Raw genomic sequence first — 21,604 nt, 5'->3', positions numbered from 1 at the left:
GCGCTTGAGCCCGTCGGCGGACAGGCCGCCCATAATCGGTTCGGTTTCGGCGATCGCCGCAGCGGAGCCGATGATCGTCGAGTCATAGTGTCGTCCCCGAGACTTCACTCGGGGAGCCCGTAGGGTTTGAGTTCTGGGCTAGCTGCCTTGCGGGGGTCAATGGGCGGCGGCGTGAAGGATCTCGGGGTCGAACTTGCCGAGGTAGCGGTAGCTCTGGGGTGGCCGGAAGCCGGTGGCGGCGCGGAATGCGGCGAGAGTGTGCGGTGCTGCGAGCCGTTCGGGGGCGGCGACGGCGATGGCGGTCGCGAGTTCGGCACCGGCGAAGTATTCGTCGTATTCGGCTTTGCTCAGGCAGACACGGCTGCGGTGGCGTCGCCAGATTTGCCGGGGCTGGCGATTTCGATGCCGATCAGCGTGGCGATGCCGACGACGGCCATGGTCGGTGCGCTGGCGTAGAGCACGAGTTTGGTGCCGGGTGGGGCGGACACTCGTGTGCGGCGCAACTCGATGGTTTTGGTGCCGTCGAGGATTGCCTCTGCGAAGCGGGGGCGCAGCGACATCAGCAGCGGTCGTGCCGGTGCGGCGGCGTTGGTTGCTGGGGAGGTCGCGCGTGTGGTCACGGCCTGGACCCTAGCTGCGGGGACCGACAAAAACCTTCAGAGGCTGGTTCTGTTGCGTCTCGGTTGGTGTGCTTCGGCGTCCGGTGTGTACGGAAGGGGCTGGGCTAGCCCTGTCCTAGGCGGTAGATCGCGGTGAACAGCTCTGGTGACACGTTCACCGGGGACTGTATGGATTGGGGGCCTTTGTGGATGCGCAGCAACCGGTCGTAGTTCTTGCGGTCGACCGGTTTCGGGAAGAGTTCAGTGTCGGAGAGTTGCAGGACCTGAGCGCGGCCGTCTCGCGCGGCGTCGTAGATGTTGGCCAGGTGGTAGACGCCGTAGTGTCCGTACGCCGTGAACAGCTCGTCGGGCGTGCCTGTGGTGATTCCGTCGAGCAGGGACGTGCCGATGATGGCCGCTGGCCCGTCCCTGCGGCTGCTGCTCATGTACCAGAGGATCCGGCTGGGCGTGGTCAGGGTGCTGTTGCGTCCGCTGCGGAAGTAGACCTGCTCGCGGCCGAACGCCAGATCCGCTCGTCGCTTGAGCAACGGCGCGGGCACGCCGAACAGCTCGGAACTCCACACAGGCCTGATCAGGACGGCGAAGTGGGGGAGTTCGCTGTCGATGATTTTGGCTGGCCACCACACCCGTTCGTAATGGTGGGCGGTGTCGGCGTCGATGCGTGCCGGGATCAGCGGGGCGGCGGCGAGACCGGCTTGCCGGTAGGCCTGGGTCGTGGCCGCGCTGATCTCAGCGCCGGTGCCGATCTGGTCGACGACGACGGCGTACCAGTGGTCGCCGACGTGCTGGTAATGCTCGCGTCGGGCGATGTTTTGGAGGTGGGGAGGAAGGTGCGGGTCGGTGATGTCGACCACGGAGCAGCCGCGCGTGCGGGCTTGCTCGCGCAGATGCCACAGCAGTTGCCGACCGAGCGTCGGGGCGATGGCGTGATCGGCCAGCCGCAGCAGAGGGACCTGAAGGTTTCGTTCCGCCTCGACGAGGGCGTAGCAGGCGACGGGCGCGCCGTCGGGCGCGGTGACGATCAGCTGCTCGCGCTGGTCCCGGGCGAGCTGGTGCAGTGCGGCCTTCAGCTTGGCTTTGGTCTCGCCGCCGTTGCGGTCGAGGAACCGCATGAGCGTCGGCTCGGAGGCCGACCCGGCGCGGCCTGTCTCGAACTCGCTGCCCTTGAGCGTGTCCGGCCGGTAGGACGCGGCGGTGGGCGAGTTCGTCGAGGTGAATCAGCAGATGGTCGGGGTCGAGGACGCGAAGCTGGGAGATCTCGGGCGTGTCCGGCACGCCGCGCAGCAGCGGGGCGATCGTGTTCTTCAATCGTTCGTCCCAGGTCAGGAAGACCTTGATGCCCGCCGCCGCTGTTTCGGACAGTTGCCACAGGTCGCCGACGTCCTGGCTTGAAGCCGGGAACCCCGGGACATGGGCCTCGACGTGCGCCTTGAGCGCCTCGAAGAACTCCTTGGCCCTTTCCCGGGAGCCGCGAGGCCTGGAGTAGTGAGTGGCGGCGTCGAGCAGGCGGCGCGCCTGGTGTTCGTCTTTGCCGTCGAGATCGTGCTCCAGGCCTGGCGGCACCACGATGTCGATGCGGTCGAGGAGGTCGTCGGCGGCGAGCACCCGTGATCGCTGGGCGTTCGGCTTGTCGGTGCGCAGTCGCAGGTCCATGAGGATGTTGGTGTCGATGGCGACGTGCACGACGGCCGGTTCGTCCATCGGCACGGTGAACAGGTCGGGGTGGCCGTGGTCGCGCCACCACACCGTCATCGCCGAGGCGTCTTTGCCGCGTCCGCGGGTCTTCGTGTCCCGCGGTTCGAACCCGAGTGCGCGCCAGGTCGGTTCGATGCCCGGGTAGTCGTCGCGGCATTTCGCGCGGATTCCCTGGCGGCGTTGGTGCCTCCTGCTGGTCTCGTCGACCAGTGCTTGGGCGACTCCGCTCTTGCGGTGGCTTTCGGCGACGCAGAGGTGGGTGATGACAACCTCATCGCGCGGCAGGCGGAACAGGATTTAGCCGATCACCTTGCCGGTGGCGGTGTGCCGCGCGGCCAGCAGGCAGTGCTTGCCCGCGGCGTCGTGGTAGACCGCACGCCGCAACAGGCCCAGCGTCGCGCGCGCCTGGTCACTGAGCTTGATCGTCTGCTCGATGGTCGCGAGGTCAGCGTGCGGCACGCGCTCGACGGTGATCTCGCTGGTTACGCCTCCACCCACGAACACGAGTGTCGTCAAGCACGCTGTCGGGTTCCATGATTTTCTGTCGATCATCACCCGTCCGGCCGCACAATTCGAATATGTGATCGATAAAACTCAGAGAATTGTTTCGCGGACCCGGAACGGAAGCCGACCGTGTCAAATGGCAACGGAGGTTCTGCTGGCCATCACGCAGGTATTGCCTGGCCGCACATGACGGTACGTGCGTTCGAGAAGGCACGGAAGTCTTCGACGCTGTTCAGCTCTATCGGCCGTTTGCATGCACGTCGCGCTACCGGGTCGGCGGACAGTTGACGAAGCGCGGCCGGCTGAGGTTCCGATGACGAACCCGGCGTAGCCCTCCGTACCGGGCGAACCTCAGGTTGCTGTTTGACCGTCCGGTAGCTCTATTTGCTCGTCGGCGGCGCACGCTGAGAGGTGTCCGTCGATGGTGTGGGCGGTGTGCCATGAAGGTTGCTGGCGTGTACAAGCGGTGCGGATGCCGGGACAGCGCGGGGCGGTTGCTGGGCGGCGGGTGTCGGCGCTTGCGGGTGCGGGGGCACGGGAGTTGGTATTTCCGGGTGGAGATGCCGCCGCGGCCGGACGGGCGGAAGCGGCAGGTTCGTCGCGGCGGGCGGCACGGCGGGCCCGTGCCTGCCTGTGCGACCCAGGCGGCAAGGATCTGTCGGCCGCGGTGATCACGGTCGGGCAGTGGCTGCGGTTGTGGCTGGACACGCGGGTCGGGCCGGGTGCGTCGAGGCGGGCTATCTGACGGTGTCGCATCAGATCTGGCAGGTCGGCGCGACGGTCGAGGTCGGGAAACCGAAGAGCGACACCAGCAACCGGGTGATCGCTCTCGACCACGGCACCGTCGCCCTGCTGCGCCGCCACCGCGCTACGCAGGACGGCGACCCGGCGGGGTATCCGTTCCTCAACGGGCACGGCCGCCCGATCCGGCCCGACGCGCTGACGAGCCTCTTCCGGGTCCTCAACACGCGTTCCGGGCTGCCGCCGGTGCGCTGCACGACCTGCGCCACGGCGCGGCCAGCCTGTCGCTCGCCGCGGGCGCGGACTTCAAGACGGTGCAGCACCTGCTCGGGCACAGCAGCATCGTGCTGACCGCGACACCTACGTCAGCGTGCTGCCGACACTGGCCCGCGACTCCGCGGAAGCCACCGCCTGTCTCGTCCTCGACGCCGCCTGCACCACGGGCACGCGCCTGCGGGTGCCGCGTCGGCGACGCCGCGAGGCGACTCGCCGCCCGGTGACCGCCGGCAGACGAACCCGCCGCACGAACACCGCCGCCTGAGACGCAGAAACCCATAAAGCCGACCGGAAAGGGCACAAACCCGCAGCGGCGAAGCACACCCTGAACACGCCGTTTCGCCAGTGTTAAAAGGGTTTTCCCTGCCCGGTGCCCAGGAAGAGCTCCTCCGCGAGCCCACGCAAGATCACCGCGAAGACCGGCAAGATCGGCAGACGAGAACATCCCCGCTGGCCAGCTGGGATGTCGATCGTGGTGGGCCGCCTGGGGCTCGAACCCAGAACCTACGGAGTCAAAGCCCAGGTCAGTGGCTGTTTCTCGTCATCTGCCGATCTTGGCCCTCACCTGCGCGGGCACGCTCCGCGGCTGATCATGCTCGGTCGCTGATTCTCGTCGTTCGCGATCGTTTTCCGGGGGAAAACCGGGGAGATGATCATGCTCTCGGACGGTGCCTGACGCTCGCTCGCTCAGCCCGCATCTTACCCACCCGCACTTTCCCCCAACCCCGATACGAAGCTCACACGCGGTCGGTAGGCCGGGTCAAGGCACGCTTTCCAGCCTTGACGCGGTGCTACCGGCCGTTGTCACGATCAGGCTTCGGGGTGGCCTCAGGCGATGCGTGTGCGTAACAGGTCCAGGATGGTCGGCGACTGTTTGCGCATGGGTGGGTTGTCCGGTTCTGGCGCGAGGGTCGTGTGTGCTGCTGGCGGGCGGCGCTGGGGTCCGGCACCGCTGGCGGCCGCGCGGCCCGGCCGGTGGGCGGAGCGGAGCGGGAGCCCGCTGTGCCGGGATCGCGGCGCCGCCCGGGTGAGGGGCTACGGACCGCAGCAGGCGCGCCGCCCGGCGGCGCGCCCTTGATCCCATAGAGCCAAGTTCGGCAGCTACTACGAAAGGTGCCAAGTTGTCTGAAGTCGTTATCAGTAATGAGCACGCTCCTCGTGGCCAATTCCTTCGCGACTATTTGTATTTAGATATTGAAAAAGTCAGGTCTATTGCCGGTCAGCTAGAATTTGGCGTGCCCGAGGAGTTTCGTGAGACTGATGCGACCATGAGGAAGAGGTCGCTCGGCTGGGAGAAATTTGTCTCCGGAAGCAATGAATCAACGGAGGAGCGCTACTTGCAGCGCTCAGTCGTTGATTCTCTTTTCCCAGAGCTGGAAGCGGCCTTGGAGGACGGTTGGCTTGTTGATATTACCGAAGAGTTTGGGGCGGGCGTTGATAAGTTCTCCGCAATCAAGTCGATTAGGCCAGAAGGTTCCATCTTTCGTTTAACTGCTCCCGGAGTTCTCTTTGACTTTGAATATTTTGCAGATACCCTATCCAGCTTCTCTGCAGCTGCTGGAGGGTTTGAGGATTTCACAAAGTTGATGCTCGCCGATGATGGCGATTCCGGGGACAGCCTCAAGAGGCCTAGTCAAAAGCGTCCTCCAAAGGCGGTGAGGATCGAAAATTCATCTCGCTACAGATCTATTCCTGCGGACGCGACAGCAGAAGACTATATTGAAGAATTCGAAGCAGCGGACGGTACTTCTCCTGCCCTATTTCGAAGTATGGCTCGCTTGACTAGGGGAATTTCGCGTCCTGGCATGACCTTGATCGTCGAGTCAAGCGCGGACGAGGATGCACTCGTGCTTGCCGCTCGATTTCAGCAAAACCGCAGGTACTTCGATGCCGATTCTGCAACTGTCGCAGCAAGGTATGGCTTGTCTAAGCAGAACTGGACAATCATCGGAACAATTGGCCATTACACGCAGTCTGTCGAAGATGTCAAGCTGCTTAATCAATTGATGAACGCTCGTGGATCCGTGGATTCTAAAGGTAACTTTTCGAGAAAATACTTCATCGACACGGTGTCATCCCTAATTCAGAGTTTCGGAGCTTTTGGCCTATCGGATATTCCTCAGCACCCGGGTATATCTGTGATCCCGATCGCTGTCTATCGGTCTTTTTCAAGAAACCCCTGATCATGTTTTTGTCTGATTGAAAGAAGTAATAAAGTGACCCTTCTTGAGAATTTGATCGAGGGTGCTTCTTCCGGAAACGCCAAGGTGGATTCCCTTCTCCGTCAAGTCAAGGTGTTCGCGGCAAGAGCTGATTCTATTGTGCTTGATCATTGGGTTGAGAAAGAACTGTCCGGGTATGGATCAGGTGACGAACTTCCGCAGTATCGACGTGCGGTCGAGGTAGAGGTCATCGGTCATTTCAGTGGCCCTTTTAATTCCGGTTTGCAGAACGCGCCTATTCCGAAGATGGCGTTCCCAGAGTTCTTTCGAAAAAATGGACTGTGCCAGATTTCCATTGTCGAACCAATATCCGTTGTGGAGGAGTTCTCAAATTCGAATACGCCTCTAAGGGCTCCTTGGCCCGCTGACGTGGTTGCACTGGCGAATGGTTTGATCCAGTCGGGACAAGAAGCCGCGCGCCCTGGACGCCGAAGAGCGTACGAAGTGGCTGGCTCGGGTCGAGGCCAACGAGAAGGCACGACGCTGGGACCTGCCGGATCTGTCGCGCTTCATGATGGCGGCGGGCGTCCGGGTCGGTGAGGCGTTGGCGACGTACTGGGAAGACATCGACTTCGTGGCGGGAACGGTCGACGTCACGCACACGGTGGTCCGGGTCAAGGGCGAAGGGCTGCTTCGGAAGCCTCGGCCGAAAACGGAGTCCAGCCTGCGTGCGCTTCCGTTGCCGTCCTGGGCGTTGGCGTTGCTGAAGCGGCGGTGGGCTGAGGCGCGGAAGGACGGTCGGCCCCTGGCGAGTCCGGTGTTCGCCAGCACGGTCGGCGGACTGCGAGACCCGAACAACGTCTTGCGGGTCATCCGGGAGATCCGCAGTGGCGACGAGTTCATCTGGCTGACGTCGCACAACTTCCGCAAGACGACGGCGACCGCGATGGACGACGCGGGCATCCCCACCCGCCTGATCGCCGATCATCTCGGCCACTCGCGGGTGTCGATGACGCAGGACAACTACCTGGAGCGGAAGGCCGTCGATCCGGTCACGGCACTGGCCCTCGAAGGGCTGCTGGATAATCCGTCCCAGCCCAAAACCAGGGATAAACCGGGGAGCTGATCTTGACCGGCTGCGAGCAAAGAGCCGCTGACCTGGAAGTTTGAGTGGGCCGCCTGGGGCTCGAACCCAGAACCTACGGATTAAAAGCCCCCGTGTTCAACTGTGGTGATCTTGAAACGGTCTTCGATTACAGGGGTTCTACCAGGGGCTTCGCCGACTTCAAGATCATATTGGCGGTTGCTGGCGGCTAGTCTGGGCTCCGTTATGTCTCCGTTCGCCCTGCTGTGCTCAACGGAGCCGGAGATGCGACTTGACCTGGTATTTTACCTCGCGCTCAGAGCTGGGACTGCGGTTCTCCTTTCGGAGGAGCTGCGGATTATTTTCTGCGGCGGCAACGGATCGAAAGTCCGGCGGATGTAAGTCTTGGTGATATTCAAACGATCTTCGCCGCATGGCTTCTTCCTGGGGCTTTGGCGGCTTCAAGATCAAATTTGTGATTGCTGACCGTTGGTCTGCGTCTCCGTTGTGCCTCCGTTCTTCCTGCTGTGCTCAAGCGGGTTCGCGACATCGAGGCGCGCGCCGATCGCGAGATCACGCCGCTGCAATTGGCGGTCAACTGTTGGCGGCAATGTCTGGACGGCGCGATGATCAAGCTCCTGCTCGACCGCGGAGTCGACAAAGCCAGTGCGGACATGCACGGGTGGACGCCGGGCGCGCGGGCGAAGGGCCAGTTCGGCTTCCTCGACGAAGGCTTCGACGCCATCGTGAACAACGGCGCGGTCATGGTCCAGCTCGTCACCCTGATTCCCCCTACCGGCACCGAAGTCCGTCAAGCGCAAACATCCGGCCTGGAATCGCTCATGGACACGCTGGAAGCCGCCGGCCCGGCACTACACGACGTCAACGCGAGCCGGCTAGCCGGCTCGCGTTCCTCCTGGCCTTCAGACCGCGGTGCGATGCTGTTTGACGACGGTGGCGCGCCAGCTGGTGGCAGCCACAATCGAGACGGCCCCTGGCATGACAGTCGAGTGGAAGATGCGGTGCGCTCGACGGCATGCAAAACAGTCAGATCACCGTCACCGTCGCCGTCGTGTAGGTAATCCCGTAATCCCGCGAGCCGTCCTCACGTGACGGTCTCCGTTGTAACGGTTGACAGCTGTGAAGCGACGAAATGACGCAATCGCAGCGAACGGGAAGAGCGATTGCGTCCGGTACGCCTGATCGAGTCAGGCGGCCTTGAACTGTGGTGTGGCACGGAGCGCACGCTCCAGAAGCGCCTGCTGGACTGAGGAAGGAATTCAGTGAGCGACGCCGAGCACGGTCCTGGCTGCCGTAAGGAAAAGCTGGTTGCTTCTGCGGATGAAACAGAAGAGCCTGTCGAGGCATCGAGGAAAGCGCCGCTGAGCAACGCCTCCGGTCGCTCGTCTTTGACGTCGTTGGCCCCGCAGTACGACGAAGACCAGCACAAAATATATCTGGACCAGCTGGAGGCGGCGGTCAACGACCAGAAGAACCGCAACATCGCCCTCAGCGGACCGTACGGGACCGGGAAGTCCAGCGTTCTCGACAAATTCCAGGAGAACCACAAGGACTCGATACTGCGGCTTGCCGTCTCCACGCTGTCACCCGAAACGCAGGACTCGACGCTGACCAACCGCATCCAGAAGGAAGTGCTCAAGCAGCTAGTCTACAGCGCCCGGCCTCGGACGCTCCGCCATTCGCGGTTCAGTCGGCGGGGTCCGCTGCCACGGTGGCGGGCGTTCGGCGAGTCCGCGCTGTTCGTCAGCGTGGTCGGCGGACTGCTGGCATTGTTCGGGCGCCTGCCCCCGCAAATAGCCACCAGCGCCAACCACACGGCCGTCGTACAGGCGCTGGTGTGGCTGGGGATATTCGGGCTCCTCGTCGTGGTGTTCGCTGCGCTGCGGTTGGTTACCTACGACCGGTTCGTGCTGTCCAATGTATCCGCTGCGGGCGCAACCCTGGCGTTGTCGGCTCAAAACCACACCTACTTCGACGAGTATCTCGACGAGATCGTGTACTTCTTCGACCAGGAGCCCAAGGACATCGTCCTCTTCGAGGACCTGGACCGCTACAACGATCCTCAGATTTTCCAGGCGTTGCGGGAACTGAACACACTCCTGAACAGCACCCCGAAACGGCTCAGGAAAATCGAGAAGCGCGAGAAGCCGCTCCGCTTCGTCTACGCCGTGCGCGACAGCCTGTTCGAGAAGCTCGGAGAGGACACAGCCGCGGAAGGCGACGACGCCGCCCGCGCGGAGACCGTCCGCGCGAACCGGACCAAGTTCTTCGAGTTCGTCATCCCGGTCGTGCCGTTCATCTCGCACCGCACCGCCCGCGAGCACCTGTACCGGCTTCTGCGAGAGAAGAACATCTACGTCCAGCGCGCGCTGATCGAGACCGTCGCCAGGCACGCGACCGACATGCGGCTCCTGGTGAACATCAGCAACGAGTACCTCGTGTTCGCCGACCGGCTGCTGAACATCGGACGCGGACGCCGCGCTCCCGACCTGTCCCCGAGCCACCTGTTCGCGCTGGTCGCCTACAAGAACTTCCACCTGAAAGACTTCGAGAACATCGCACGGGGCTCCAGCCTCCTCGACCGCCTGTACGACTTTCACCGCAACCTCGTTGCAACGTCCGTGGCCGCCCGGGAGAAGCGCAAACGAGACCTCTTGGCGAAGGACGCGCAGGCTCGCGCCCTCGGGCTGTTCGCCGAGCGCCTCGGCGGACTGCTCAACGCCATCGCGAAGATCGAGACTCCGCAGAACCAGTCCTTGGCGAGCCGTCCCAAACACTTCGTGATCGGCTCGGCCCGGTACGACGAACACGCCGTGACCACGCCCGCGTTCTGGGAAGCGGTCATCGCTTCACCCACTATCGCCGTGCAAGCGGAGCAGACCCCTGGATACAACAATTGGGTCTTGTACCTGACGTTGACGCAGAAGCACCTCGAGGATCTGTTCCCCGACGTGCTGAAGGGGCGGTGGGAGAAGAAGAGCGACAAAGCAAGGCACGAGGAGTTGCCGAAGATCGACCGCGAAATCGAGGAACTCCGTAGCGCCGACTTCCAGGATCTGGTCGCCGACGGCAGGTTCACGCTCGAGATCACCACGCCGCAGGCGGACACGGTCGACGCTGCCGACGACGTGTCCGAGAACCTGACGTTCGGGGCGCTCGTGGACAAGATTCTGACGTCGGAGCTGGCACGCGACCTGGTCCGGCAGGGCTACATCGACCGGAACTTCACCCTCTACGCCGCACAGTTCTACGGCGACTTCACCGGCGTCGACGTGGCAACGTTCATCGTCCAAATCGTCCAGCGCAACACCCTGGACATCAACTTCCAGTTCACCAGCTCCGGCGCGCTCGCCAACCTGCTGGCCGAGGCCGGCGAGGACTTCACCCGCACCATCAGCGCTTACAACATCCAACTCGTCGACTACTTTCTCGACGAAGATCTCGAGCGCGCGGACGAGGTCGTGACACACCTGACCTCGAACTTCGGGGAGGACGCCGCAACGTTCCTGTCAGCCTTCTTCACTACGGATCCAGAGGGGAGCAGGCTGGCGGCACGGCTGAGTCATGCGCAGTGGAAAGATGTGTTCGTCTACCTCGTCACGAATGAGGGCGTGCCCGATGACAGGCGCGCAGTGCTTGTGGACGCCGCGCTCGCACACGCTAACCCCGACGGCGACTACAACCTCACTGCTGCTGTCAGCGACTTCGTGGTCTCGCACTACACGGAGATGCCTGCGTTCACGCAGCTACACCCCAAGCCTGTGCTCGATACGGTTGTGCTCATCTTGCAGCGGGCCGAGATCTCTCTGCCCAACCTCTACGGTGTCCACGACGAGCTTAAGACGCTCCTCGTGGACAACAACATGTACGACCTGACCGCGGAGAACCTTCGCGCGGCAGTCGACCTCGACGGTCAGGTGACACTGGACGAGATCTGTGGCAACCACACCGTCTACCAGTATTGCCTGGCCAACCTCGTCGCCTACCTCGACGCGGTCGAAGCCGACGCTGCCACCGACTACTCGACGCAGGCTCCCGAAACCTTGGTCGATGCTCTCCACGCGCTGGCAGACGAGACCGGCCAAGCGGTGGCCGAGCCTGACTATTGGCCGGTAAGCGGCTACGATCTCGTCGAGCGGCTCACCGCCACCGCGTCGCCGGAGAGTGTGTTGCGGCACCTGGCCGACGCACCCAAATCGACCTGGAAGGCGCTGGCCTCGGCCAAGTTGTTCCGCGCATCCCTTGCCAATCTCGACACGTATCGGGCTGAAATCGGCGGCATCGACGAGAGTCTCGGCCAGCTACTGCTCGATGCCGGCGCAATCCACGCCGACGAGGGCGAGACGCCGGAGCCCTCGGACGGGGACAACGATGCGAAGGCTGAGCGCAGGGCCGCCGCAGCCGTCGCGATCCTCAATGCCCGGCGAGGCATCCGTCAACCCGAGGATCGGGTCCGGCTCGTCGTCAGCCTCGGGATCGACACCCAGTTTTCCGCCGCCGACGTCGCATCGGAGAACAGCAACCTGTTCGCGCTGCTTATCGAACACGATCTGGTACCTGACGACGCAGTCACCTTCGCTCACCTGCGCAGCGCCGGTTGGACCGCCCTCAGGGCCGCGGTTCTCGCCTCGAAGGGCGTGGAAGATTTCCTGGCCCCCGGTTTGGTCGACGGGATGCTCGTCGATCTCTTTGAGGACCCTGAAACCAGCGCCAAGGTAGGCCGCCTAGTGCTCGGTGGTCTCGCGAGCTTTCTTCCGGTTGACGATCACGAAGCCCTTGACGCTGCGGCCAGGTTCGCCGTTCTCAGCGGTGCCGAGTTGCCGGTTGACCAGATCCGCCGCGTCGCGACGACGGTCAACGAGCCGAACCTGACCATCCGGCTGTTGCAGATCGCGGCACCCGACGCGGGTGCCGTCACGTCTGTGCTGAACGAGTTGGGCGGCAACTACAGCTACCTGACGACCTGGGAGCGCGATGAGTTCGAGGTTCCGTCCGACCAGGCACACCGCGACGTGTTCAAGATTCTGTCGGACGCGGGCGTGTGCCGGACCCGCCAGCGACCGCGAAAGGAGATGCTCGCTGTCAGGCGGCCTGTAACAACCGCCTGAGCGGGTGGCCGTTTGCGGTGACGCGAGATTTCCCGGGTTGTTCTGCGGTGGAGCGGTCTTCTGCCCGACGTACCATCCGTAGCTTCAGGAGAAGCTGTCGATCCTGCCCTACTCGCACGACGAAAGCAGCGCCCGTGACCGATTTTCGGTACTCCATCTCCTGGGGTAGTGACACTGCGGAAGGCGTTGGGCTTTCGCCATGCTCAGTAGTCTCGTCGTGGCGGGTGCGGGGGGCATGCGTTCGTCGGCTTGTCTGGAGGCTGGAGTCCGACGTTTCCGGTCGTGGGGGTTGCAAGGAACGGGGAGTTTTTGTGTGGGCGCATAGTGCGAATGTGTTGGGTCGGCGGCAGTTGCTGTCGGATCATGCTCGTTCGACGGCGCGGTTGGCGGGTCTATTCGCGGGGGAGTTCGGGGCTGGGGAGCTGGGGTTTGCGTTGGGTTTGTTCCATGACGCGGGCAAGGCGTGCGGGTTGTGGCAGGAGGGGTTGCTGCGTGCCGAGGTCCGCGGCGGACGGGTCGGGGTGCCGCACAAGGAGCTGGGTGCGAACCTTCTTCGGGGTGTGGCGGGTGCGGCGGCGATGGCGGTCCTGGGCCATCACGGTGGCCTGACCAGCCTGGAGGACTTGCGCGGGCTCGATTCGGCGGACGCGGCGCGGGGCGCGGCCGGGGTCGGGTCCTTTTTGGACTTGTTGCCGGAGGCGGAGCGGGTGCTGGCAGGGACTCCGATGTCGCTGGTGCCGGTCGGTTGGCGGAGCGGGAACACGGTCGCGGAGATCGGGGTGCGGTTGGTGTTCTCGTCGCTGGTCGATGCCGATCATCTGGACACGGCGGCTCACGCGCAGGGGTGGGCAGGGCCGAGGGTGCGCGCGAATGCGGACATGGCGGCGTTGCGGGATCGTTTCGAGGCTGCGCGGCGGGAACGGCTGGCGGGCCGGGCCGGTTCGCCGGTGGACGGGGTCCGCGAGCGGGTGTATCGGCGGGCGGTGCATTGTGCGGCGGACTCGCCGGGGGTGTTCCGGATGCCGGCGCCAACCGGGGCGGGGAAGACGTGGGCGTCGGCGGGGTTCGCGTTGCACCACGCGGCCCGGTACGGAAAGCGGCGGGTGATCGTCGCGGTCCCGTTCGTCACGGTCACCGAGCAGAACGCCGCCGAGTACCGCGCGATGCTCGGCGAGGACGCGGTGCTGGAGCACCATTCGGGGGTCCGCTCGCCCGATTCGGGCGCGGCCGGGCGTGCGCTGCGTCCGGCGGCGGAGAACTGGGACAGCCCGTTCGTCGTGACCACGACGGTGCAGCTGTTCGATTCGCTGTTCGCGCGCACGCCGTCGCGGATGCGCAAGCTGCATCGGCTGGCGAACGCGGTGGTCGTGCTCGACGAGGTGCAGGCGCTGCCGTTGCGGGTGCTGACGCCGATCCTGGACGCGCTGCGGATCCTGTCGGAGCATTTCGGCACGACGGTGCTGCTGGTGTCGGCGACGCAGCCCGCGTTCCCGGTGTTCGACGTGTGGCGCGGCGTGAACGTGCGCGACGTGGTCGACGAGCCGCGCGCGTTGTTCGCGGCGATGCGGCGGGTGCGCTACGAGTGGTGGCTGGACCCGAGGCCGACGCTGGTCGAGGTCGGGGCGCGGGCGTGCTCGCATGAGCAGGTCCTGATGGTGGTCAACACGACTGCCGACGCCCGGTCGGTGTTCCGGGCGTGGGCGGAGTCCGGCGCGGACGGGATTTTCCACCTGTCGACTCGGATGACGCCGGAGCACCGCCGCGACGTGCTGCGCGAGGTGCGCGGCCGCCTGGCGAAGGGCGGGCCGGTGCGGCTGGTGTCCACCCAGCTTGTCGAGGCGGGCGTGGACGTCGACTTCCCGGTCGTGTTCCGGGCGTTCGCGCCGGCGGAGGCCCTGCAGCAGGCGGCCGGGCGGGCGAACCGGGAAGGACGGCTCGGGCAGGACGGCCTGGTGGTGGTGTTCGACGCGCGGGACATGTCCAGCCCGGCGGGGTACGCCCTCGGGGCCGCGGTGACCGCCGAGTACTTCGGTCCGCACGGCGAGGTCGAGGTGCGACCGGACGACCTCGACGCCCTGGACCGCTACTACCAGACCCTGTACCGGCGCGCGAACGCCGAGTACGGCACGCGTGCCGCGGAGATCCAGCGCAACCGCCATCGCCTCGACTTCGAGTCGGTGGCCGACGGGCCGGAGCGAGCGATGGGAGAGGTCAACGGCCGCGACCGCACGCTGGCTTTCCGGATGCTCGACGACGACACCGTGCCGGTCGCCGTCACCGACCACGACGGCACCACCCCGGCCGCGGCGTTGATCGCGCGTCTGCGCAGCGAACCGGGACAGGCCCGAGGGATAGTGCGGCAACTGCAGCCCTATCTCGTGGCGCTGCCGACGAGGCTGCTGAACGACCCGGCGATCGCGGCGCTGTGCGAGCCGGTGCTCGGCGACCTCTGCGAGTGGACCGGCCCCTACGACAAGCATTGCGGCATCGACACCACCAGCGGCGCTGAGCGCGAAGTGTGGTGACCGAGGCGACGAAGATACGGCCAGGCGGCGCCGGGCCGAAGCCCGACGCCGCGTGGCGTCGCCAACGACAGACGACACCGGCGCGTTGCGATCCTCGCCGGGCAACCCCAGCGCCGAGCCCAGCCTATGCGGGCGTGCCATCGGGCCGTACCGACCCCAAGTTCATGCATACAGATGACACAGGCGCGAACTGGTGATGCGCTACGCTCCTGCTCGACGGAGCCATAAGGCGGAAAGGGAGCCGAATGCATGTGCAGGTGAGCGTCGGGATCGAGACGGACGAGCACCCGGACGAGGCAGCGCCGCGCGATCGCGATGTCGATGAGCGTCCTGTTCCGATCCGCCGAGGCGGTTTACGGCGCTGGCCCGGACGGCGTCGTTGGAGGGTCGCGTTCAACGGATACGCCCTGATCAGCGGGGTCGAGCTTTTCGTCATCGTCTGGATCGTGGTTCACAGCTGGCCCGGGCGGTAGAGGCCCGAAGGTTCGAACCCGGCGGTCTTCGCGGATCGTCGGCGCGTTCCCGTCTGCTGCAGCACATTCGGCGGATGCCGGGACCTCGGAGCAGTTGTCGGCTGAGTCTAAGGACCGCGCCGTCCAGAAGATTCAGCGACGAACCAGTCCCTTCAGCGGTGTGTTCGCCTGTGATCGCACGATTGGCCAAGATCGACTCGTCGCATTGCAAGTGGCGCATTGCCAATTCCGTGGTTTCTGCAGCGAAAAGGTCGACAGGCAATATTGCGCAGGCGTTATCCCTGAATTGTCGGTGGGGTCTGGTAGGTACTGCACAGCAGGTCAGACCGATATGAGAGGACTGTGTCGTGGACGAGGGGTTGCCGCGTTCGCCGGAGGGTGCTGTCCCGGTGGGTGTGCAGGTGTGGGGGCCGGGTGCGTTGTTCACGCGTCCGGAGTTGAAGGTGGAGCGGGTGTCGTATCCGGTGATGACGCCGACGGCTGCGATCGGCGTGCTGGAGTCGATTTTCTGGAAGCCGGAGATGCAGTGGGTTCCGGTCGCGATCGATGTGCTTGCTCCGGTCAGGCAGTTCACGCAGCGCCGCAACGAGACCACCGACGTCCCGTCGGTGAGCGCGGCGTTGGCGGGGCGGACGGTGGACACGGCCGGGCATCGGACGCAGCGGCATGCGGTGTGCTTGAAGGACGTCTGCTACCGCATTCACGCCCATGTCGAGCTGCGCGGCCGCGCGACGAAGCCGGTGGCGGCGTACCGGGACCAGTTCCGGCGGCGGGTGGAGCGGGGCCGGTGTTTCCACCAGCCGTATCTGGGGACGCGGGAGTTCAGCGCGTTTTTCGCGCCGGTCGACGACCGCGAGCGGGTTCCGGTGACCATGGACCTCGGGGTGATGCTGCACCGCGTCCATCACGAGAAGGCGGGTGTGCGGTTCTCCTGGTTCGACGCGATGCTTCGGGACGGGCGGATGCTGATTCCGCGCGTCGGCAAGGCGGCCGAGCTGGCGGAGGCGTGAATGCTGCTGCAGCGGCTGGCCGGTTATGCCGAGGAGAACGTGACGGTGGCACCGTTTCACCGGGAACGGGAGTTCCTGTGGCGGCTGGACCTGTTCACCGACGGCCGCGCGACCCGGCTGACCGGGCTTCGCGAGCCGGACGGGAAGCGCCGCGGCCAGTACCGGGTCGCGCCGGCGGTGACGCGGACGGTCGGCGTGGCGCCGCAGCTGGGAGCCGACGACGCCCAGTACGTGTTCGGGTGGGGCGACGACACCACGAAACCCGCGCGCGTCGCCGAATGCCGTGACCGGTTCGCAGCCCTGGTCCGGGCATGGGCGGCGGACGCTCCGCACGACGCGGCCGCCGCGCGGCTGGCCCGTTTCTACCGTGACGAGGCGATGCCGCCGCGTCCGGACGGGGTGGGCGCGAAGGACGGCGTCCTGATCGCGGTGGACGACGAACTGGTCATCCGCCGGCCGTCGCTGGTGCGGTTCTGGACGACAGAGGTCGCGCGCCGCAAGGGCGGCACGACCCCGCGGGCCGGGCTGTGCCTGGTGTGCGGGAAACACCGGCCTCTCCTGAATTCGATGCCGGGCACGGTCGCCAAGCGCCTCGTCCCAGGAGCCGGCAACGACGCGGCGCTGGTGAGTGTCAACGAACCGGTGTTCGGGTACGGGCTGATCACCGGCCTGGAGCACACCCCGATCTGTTTCGACTGCGGCAACGCGGTCAGCGCCAGCCTGACCCACCTGCTCGGTTCCCGGCACGCGATCAACCTGCCCGGGCAGGACAGCCGGACGGCCTGGTGGGTCATCGGCGCCAAGGAGCCCGACGTGCTGTCGGGATTCGCCGCCGAACCCGATCCCGACCAGGTCAACGCGCTGCTGAGGAAGCTGCGCTCCGGCGAGCTGGCGCAGGCCGCGCAGCTGGCGCAGAGGGTCGACAGCGACGAATGGTTCTGCTCGCTGACCGTCGGCGGCAACGCCTCGCGGATCATTGTCCGGGACTGGATCGACATGCCCCTGCCGACCGTGCTGCTGAACCTGGCGCGCTGGTATCGCGACCTGCGCATGGTCTCCCGGGGCAGCGACGAGCCGGTCGTGTTCGGGCCGTGGCGACTCGTGCTGGCCACCGGCCGGTGGGACCGCCGCGGCGGCGAGCGCGGCCGCTACGCCGAGATCGGCAGCACCAGCGGCCGGCGGCGCGCGCACGTGCAGCGCGATCTGCTCGCCCGCGCGCTGCGCGGCGTGCCTCTGCCGCCGTCGGTTCTGCATCACGTCCTGCACCGCATCGCCTCCGACCGCCGCATCGACGCCGCGCGCGCGGCGCTCGTGCGGCTGGCGCTGTGCGATCCCCGAGAGAAGGAGTCCCGCGTGTCCGCCGGTCTCGACGAGAACAACACCGATCCCGCCTACCTCTACGGCCGCGTGTTCGCGCACCTGGAGAAAATCCAGCTCAAAGCCCTCGGCAACGACGTCAACACCACCTACGGCGACCGGTTCATGGCCTCGGCCATGGGCAACCCCGTCCCGGCGGTCATGGAAGGCCGGAAACTGGCCACGGCATGGCTGGCCAAGCTCCGCCGCAAACCGCAGACCAAGGCGACCGAACACGCGCTGCGCACGACGCTCACCACGCTCATCGCCAAGATCGACGCGGCGGAACCGCTCGCCGGATTCCTTCCGCCGCGGCGTCAGGCGCAGTTCGTCCTGGGCTATCACCAGCAGTGGGCCGAAGATGCCCGCCAGGCCCGCGCGCACAGGAAGAACGCCGCGTTCGACGGCGCCGGCGAGTGACGCTCCGCTCGCAGCCGCGTTTCCCCCTCTTCCGCAACGAAAGGACTTTCCCGTGACCGTCGATCCGCACCTCGACCCGGCCGTCCGCCACGACATGGTGTTCCTGTTCGACATCGCCGACGGCAACCCCAACGGCGACCCGGACTTCGCCAACCGGCCCCGCATGGACGTGGAAACCGGGCACGGCCTGGTCACCGACGTCGCGATCAAACGCAAGATCCGCAACACGCTGCCCCTGGCCGCGGACGGCGACCCGCGGTACGGGATCTTCGTCGAAGCCGGCCACGCGCTCAACACCCGGCTCGCCGAATCGCTGACGGCCGCCCGCGTCACCGACAAGAAGAAACCCACACCGGAACAGAAACAGGCCGCCCGCTCCTGGCTGACCGACACCTACGCCGACATCCGCCTGTTCGGCGCGGTCCTCTCGACCGGCGACACCAAATCCCTGGGCCAGATCTACGGGCCGCTGCAGGTCGCCAACGCCCGCAGCTACCACCCGATCATGCCCCAGCAGCACGCCATCACCCGCGTCACCCAGACCAGGCAGGAAGACATCGACCGGGGCGAGAGCACCGAGATGGGCGGGAAATGGACCGTCCCCTACGGGCTCTACAAAGCCGAGATCTACTACTCCGCCGCCCGCGGCGCGCAGACCGGCGTCGACAGCCGCGACCTCGAACTGCTCTACCGCACCCTGGAAATGATGTTCGACCACGACCGCTCCGCCGCCCGCGGCACCATGACCGCCCGAGGGCTCTACGTGTTCAGCCACGACAACGCCTTCGGCAACGCCCCGGCGCACAAGCTCACCGAACGCGTCCAGGTCAGCCTCGCCGGGCACGTCGAGGGATCGCCCCGCTCTTTCGGCGACTACACGGTCAACGCCGCCGACGGCGACCTCCCCCGCGGCGTGACGCTGGCCAAGCTGGTGGCCTGAACGCCATGGAGGAAACACGGCCTGCCGAGGACGAATGGGCGAGCGTGCCGATCTCGGCGATCGAGCACTACGCCTACTGCCCCCGGCAGGCGGCGCTGATCCACCTGGACCGCGACTTCGTCGACAACGCCGACACCCAGCGCGGGCACCTCGCCCACGCGGTCGTCGACGCCGCCGGGCCCGGCGTGTCGCGCACCGGGATCCGGACCTGGACCTCGCTGGAGGTAGTGCACGAGGAACTCGGCGTGCACGGCGTCTGCGACGTGGTCGAGTTCCCCGGCGGCGAGCCGGTCCCGGTCGAGCACAAGTCCGGCTCCTACCGGCCGGGCGGCGCCGCCGACCTGCAATTGGCGGCGCAGGTGCTGTGCCTGCGCCGCATGTTCGGCGCAGCGGTGCCCCGCGGCGTGGTCTTCGCCGGGACGCCGCCGGCGCAGGCACGAGGTCGTCGTCGGCGACGACCTCGAAGCTCGGCTGCGGCTCCTGATCGAGGAGCTGCGCGGCGTCTTCCGCGCCGGTTCCCTGCCGGATCCGGTCAACGACGCACGCTGTGACCGCTGCTCCCTGAAGGACAACTGCATGCCCGCAGCACGCGTCGACACCTCGAATCTGTTCACCGCTCGACCGATGGGGGACTGGGATGACTGAACTCCTGCGCACGCTGTTCGTCACGACCCCAGGCACCAGCCTGCACCTGGAAGGCGACACCGTGCGGATTTTCCATCCCCAGCGGCCTGGCCGCCACGTGCTGCCCCTGGTGCGGATCGAAGGGCTCGTGGTGTGGAAAGGCGTCGAGGTCACCAACGACCTGCTCCTGCGGTGTTCCGCGGACAACCGCACGGTGACCTGGTTCTCGCGCAACGGGCGTTTCCTCGGGCGAGTGGGCGGAAACCAGCTCGGCAACCCCGCTCTTCGCCTCGAACAGGTCCGCGCACACGACGATCCCGAACGACGCCTCGGGATCGCGCGGTCCGTCGTCGCGGGCAAACTGCAGAACTGCCGCCAGCTGCTGCTGCGCGCCGCCCGGGACGCCGACCCCGCCCGGCAGACCGCGATCCGGGAACTGGCCGCAGCCCAGGCCGACTCGCTGACCGCCGCCGGGAACGCCGGCTCGTTGACCGAACTGCTCGGCGTCGAAGGCGCAGCCGCCCGGCTGTACTTCCAGAACATGCCGTTGCTGGCGAAAGGAGTTCCGCCCGGACGGACCCGGCGACCGCCCGAAGACCCGTTCAACTGCGTCCTCTCCTTCGGCTACGGCATGCTCCGCGTCGCGCTTGCCGGCGCCCTCGAACAGGTCGGCCTGGACCCGTACATCGGCTACCTGCACGGCGTGCGCTCCGGCAAACCGTCGCTCGCGCTGGACCTGATGGAGGAGTTCCGGCCGCTGCTGGTCGACCGCTTCGCGCTGACATTGTTCAACCGGAGGGAGATCACCGCCGCGCACACCGCCCAGGATCCTGCCGGCGGAGTGAGACTCACCGACGACGGCAGAGCGTTCGTCCTCGACCGGTGGTCGACAGCACGCGAACGGACATGGCAGCACTCCGTGCTCGCACGCGCTGTCCCCGCCGGATTGCTCCCGAACGTGCAGGCCCGGCTGCTCGCGCGGCACCTGCGAGGAGACCAGCCCGCCTACCAGCCCTGGATCGCGACCTGACATGGAACTACTGATCACCTACGACGTCGACACCACCACCCCCACCGGACGCCGACGGCTGCGACACGTCGCGCGGGCATGCGAAGCCTACGGATCCCGGGTACAGAAATCGGTGTTCGAGGTCGTCGCGAGCGAGGCGCAGGTACTGCTCCTGCGTCACCGTCTGCTCGACATCATCGACCCCGATCTCGACAGCATCCGCGCCTACCGGTTACCCGCCGGGTCTTTCGGCGACGCTGCTCACCTCGGACACTCCCCACCGGCAGGCCACAACGCCCCGCTCGTGTTCTGACCGCCACCTCGGAGCCGGAAGCGTCGTGCGACACGCCACCAGGTTCCAAACCGGATCCCGGGCATGTCGGTAACGAACAGAGCACAAGACGCCGCTGTCGACCAAGAATTCCCAGCTCACGCAGGGTGGCATCGGCCCTCCGGGGCCGATGAGGATCGAAACTTCTTGCCGGTGACCGGGCTTTCGCCGATGCAGATAGTGGCATCGGCCCTCCGGGGCCGATGAGGATCGAAACAGTCCCGGTTCGGTCCCGGGGCGGGCAGGCGCGGACGCGTGGCATCGGCCCTCCGGGGCCGATGAGGATCGAAACCGGTGGATCCCGGCGGGGGCGGGGGGTTGCCGGAGCCGTGGCATCGGCCCTCCGGGGCCGATGAGGATCGAAACAGTCGAGTGTCGGTGGTGGTTGCCGATTCCGGTCAGCGCGTGGCATCGGCCCTCCGGGGCCGATGAGGATCGAAACCACCGCCCGGAGGCCGCAATGATCAGCACGTTGTGGGAGTGGCATCGGCCCTCCGGGGCCGATGAGGATCGAAACCCGCAGCCGGACCAGCCGTTCGTCCTCGGCACCGGGTGGCATCGGCCCTCCGAGGCCGATGAGGATCGAAACACCTCCAACGCGTGGACGCTCGTGCCGGACGAAGACAGTGGCATCGGCCCTCCGGGGCCGATGAGGATCGAAACCCACGCACGACTGCGGCACGTCCCCGAGCAGTACTGCGGTGG

19 protein-coding genes and 1 CRISPR repeat array (1 of these 20 only partly in view) are annotated in these 21,604 nt (G+C 66.1%); of the genes, 16 read left to right on the top strand and 3 right to left on the bottom strand.

Annotated elements, in window-relative coordinates; genetic code table 11:
* Positions 1–347: 347 nt before the first annotated feature.
* Both BM362_RS02520 and BM362_RS02515 read right to left on the bottom strand, forming a co-directional pair.
* A complete protein-coding gene (locus BM362_RS02520) occupies positions 348–620 on the bottom strand; it encodes an ASCH domain-containing protein (protein WP_208865092.1) in 273 nt (90 codons plus the stop codon).
* Positions 621–724: 104 nt separating this feature from the next.
* Positions 725–1,732, bottom strand: a complete 1,008-nt coding sequence (locus tag BM362_RS02515) for a hypothetical protein (protein ID WP_093572088.1) — start codon at positions 1,730–1,732, stop codon at positions 725–727.
* Between the two features lie 82 nt (positions 1,733–1,814).
* Here BM362_RS02515 and BM362_RS02510 point away from each other — a divergent pair, with 82 nt between their 5' ends.
* Positions 1,815–2,012 (top strand): hypothetical protein, encoded by a 198-nt coding sequence (locus BM362_RS02510; protein ID WP_093572087.1) that lies wholly within the window; start codon positions 1,815–1,817, stop codon positions 2,010–2,012.
* 18 nt (positions 2,013–2,030) lie between these two features.
* Positions 2,031–2,231, top strand: a complete 201-nt coding sequence (locus BM362_RS02505) for a hypothetical protein (RefSeq protein ID WP_093572086.1) — start codon at positions 2,031–2,033, stop codon at positions 2,229–2,231.
* Positions 2,232–2,612: 381 nt separating this feature from the next.
* Here BM362_RS02505 and BM362_RS02500 read toward each other — a convergent pair whose 3' ends face one another.
* On the bottom strand, positions 2,613–2,813 hold the full coding sequence (locus BM362_RS02500) for a hypothetical protein (protein ID WP_143132365.1): 201 nt from the start codon (positions 2,811–2,813) through the stop codon (positions 2,613–2,615).
* 690 nt (positions 2,814–3,503) lie between these two features.
* On the opposite strand from BM362_RS02500, the gene BM362_RS46070 reads away from it, so the two are divergent.
* The 14 genes from BM362_RS46070 (at position 3,504) to cas2 (ending at position 20,881) form a co-directional block, all read left to right on the top strand.
* Positions 3,504–3,911, top strand: coding sequence for a site-specific integrase (locus BM362_RS46070; RefSeq protein ID WP_167545188.1), 408 nt, complete (start codon positions 3,504–3,506; stop codon positions 3,909–3,911).
* A gap of 1,046 nt (positions 3,912–4,957) precedes the next feature.
* Positions 4,958–6,019, top strand: a complete 1,062-nt coding sequence (locus BM362_RS46755; RefSeq protein ID WP_143132364.1) for a DUF6414 family protein — start codon at positions 4,958–4,960, stop codon at positions 6,017–6,019.
* Positions 6,020–6,052: 33 nt separating this feature from the next.
* Entirely contained in the window at positions 6,053–6,598 is a 546-nt protein-coding gene (locus BM362_RS46750) for an AbiTii domain-containing protein (protein WP_143132363.1), read from the top strand.
* 4 nt (positions 6,599–6,602) lie between these two features.
* Positions 6,603–7,124 (top strand): tyrosine-type recombinase/integrase, encoded by a 522-nt coding sequence (locus BM362_RS02490; RefSeq protein WP_244287023.1) that lies wholly within the window; start codon positions 6,603–6,605, stop codon positions 7,122–7,124.
* A gap of 485 nt (positions 7,125–7,609) precedes the next feature.
* Positions 7,610–8,164, top strand: a complete 555-nt coding sequence (locus BM362_RS48090) for a hypothetical protein (protein ID WP_208865091.1) — start codon at positions 7,610–7,612, stop codon at positions 8,162–8,164.
* A 201-nt stretch (positions 8,165–8,365) separates the two neighbouring features.
* Positions 8,366–12,211 carry a YobI family P-loop NTPase gene (locus BM362_RS02480; RefSeq protein ID WP_143132362.1) on the top strand — a complete coding sequence of 1,282 codons (3,846 nt, stop codon included), beginning with the start codon at positions 8,366–8,368 and terminating at the stop codon, positions 12,209–12,211.
* The gene (cas3, locus tag BM362_RS02475; RefSeq protein WP_342029776.1) at positions 12,145–14,736 is read left to right on the top strand and encodes a CRISPR-associated helicase Cas3'; all 2,592 of its coding nucleotides are present in this window, start codon (positions 12,145–12,147) and stop codon (positions 14,734–14,736) included. The genes BM362_RS02480 and cas3 overlap by 67 nt, the downstream gene beginning before the upstream one ends.
* 245 nt (positions 14,737–14,981) lie before the next feature.
* Positions 14,982–15,209, top strand: a complete 228-nt coding sequence (locus tag BM362_RS02470; protein ID WP_093572080.1) for a hypothetical protein — start codon at positions 14,982–14,984, stop codon at positions 15,207–15,209.
* A 347-nt stretch (positions 15,210–15,556) separates the two neighbouring features.
* A complete protein-coding gene (cas5c, locus tag BM362_RS02465; RefSeq protein ID WP_093572079.1) occupies positions 15,557–16,219 on the top strand; it encodes a type I-C CRISPR-associated protein Cas5c in 663 nt (220 codons plus the stop codon).
* Positions 16,220–17,995: a type I-C CRISPR-associated protein Cas8c/Csd1 gene (gene cas8c, locus BM362_RS02460; RefSeq protein WP_093572078.1), complete on the top strand. Its 1,776-nt coding sequence runs from the start codon at positions 16,220–16,222 to the stop codon at positions 17,993–17,995.
* A gap of 52 nt (positions 17,996–18,047) precedes the next feature.
* The gene (cas7c, locus tag BM362_RS02455) at positions 18,048–18,935 is read left to right on the top strand and encodes a type I-C CRISPR-associated protein Cas7/Csd2 (RefSeq protein ID WP_093572077.1); all 888 of its coding nucleotides are present in this window, start codon (positions 18,048–18,050) and stop codon (positions 18,933–18,935) included.
* 5 nt (positions 18,936–18,940) lie between these two features.
* Positions 18,941–19,486, top strand: a complete 546-nt coding sequence (locus tag BM362_RS02450) for a CRISPR-associated protein Cas4 (RefSeq protein ID WP_280142702.1) — start codon at positions 18,941–18,943, stop codon at positions 19,484–19,486.
* A gap of 86 nt (positions 19,487–19,572) precedes the next feature.
* The gene (gene cas1, locus BM362_RS02445; RefSeq protein WP_093572076.1) at positions 19,573–20,589 is read left to right on the top strand and encodes a CRISPR-associated endonuclease Cas1; all 1,017 of its coding nucleotides are present in this window, start codon (positions 19,573–19,575) and stop codon (positions 20,587–20,589) included.
* Position 20,590: 1 nt separating this feature from the next.
* Positions 20,591–20,881, top strand: coding sequence for a CRISPR-associated endonuclease Cas2 (gene cas2 / locus BM362_RS02440; RefSeq protein WP_093572075.1), 291 nt, complete (start codon positions 20,591–20,593; stop codon positions 20,879–20,881).
* Positions 20,882–21,006: 125 nt separating this feature from the next.
* Positions 21,007–21,604: a CRISPR direct-repeat array (repeat unit 37 nt; unit sequence GTGGCATCGGCCCTCCGGGGCCGATGAGGATCGAAAC); it runs 403 nt beyond the window's last position.

This window comes from Amycolatopsis rubida (assembly GCF_900115345.1).
Taxonomy (GTDB): Bacteria; Actinomycetota; Actinomycetes; order Mycobacteriales; family Pseudonocardiaceae; genus Amycolatopsis; species Amycolatopsis rubida.
Note: the sequence above shows the minus strand (reverse complement) of the source record. Positions and strands in the feature narration are given on the sequence as shown.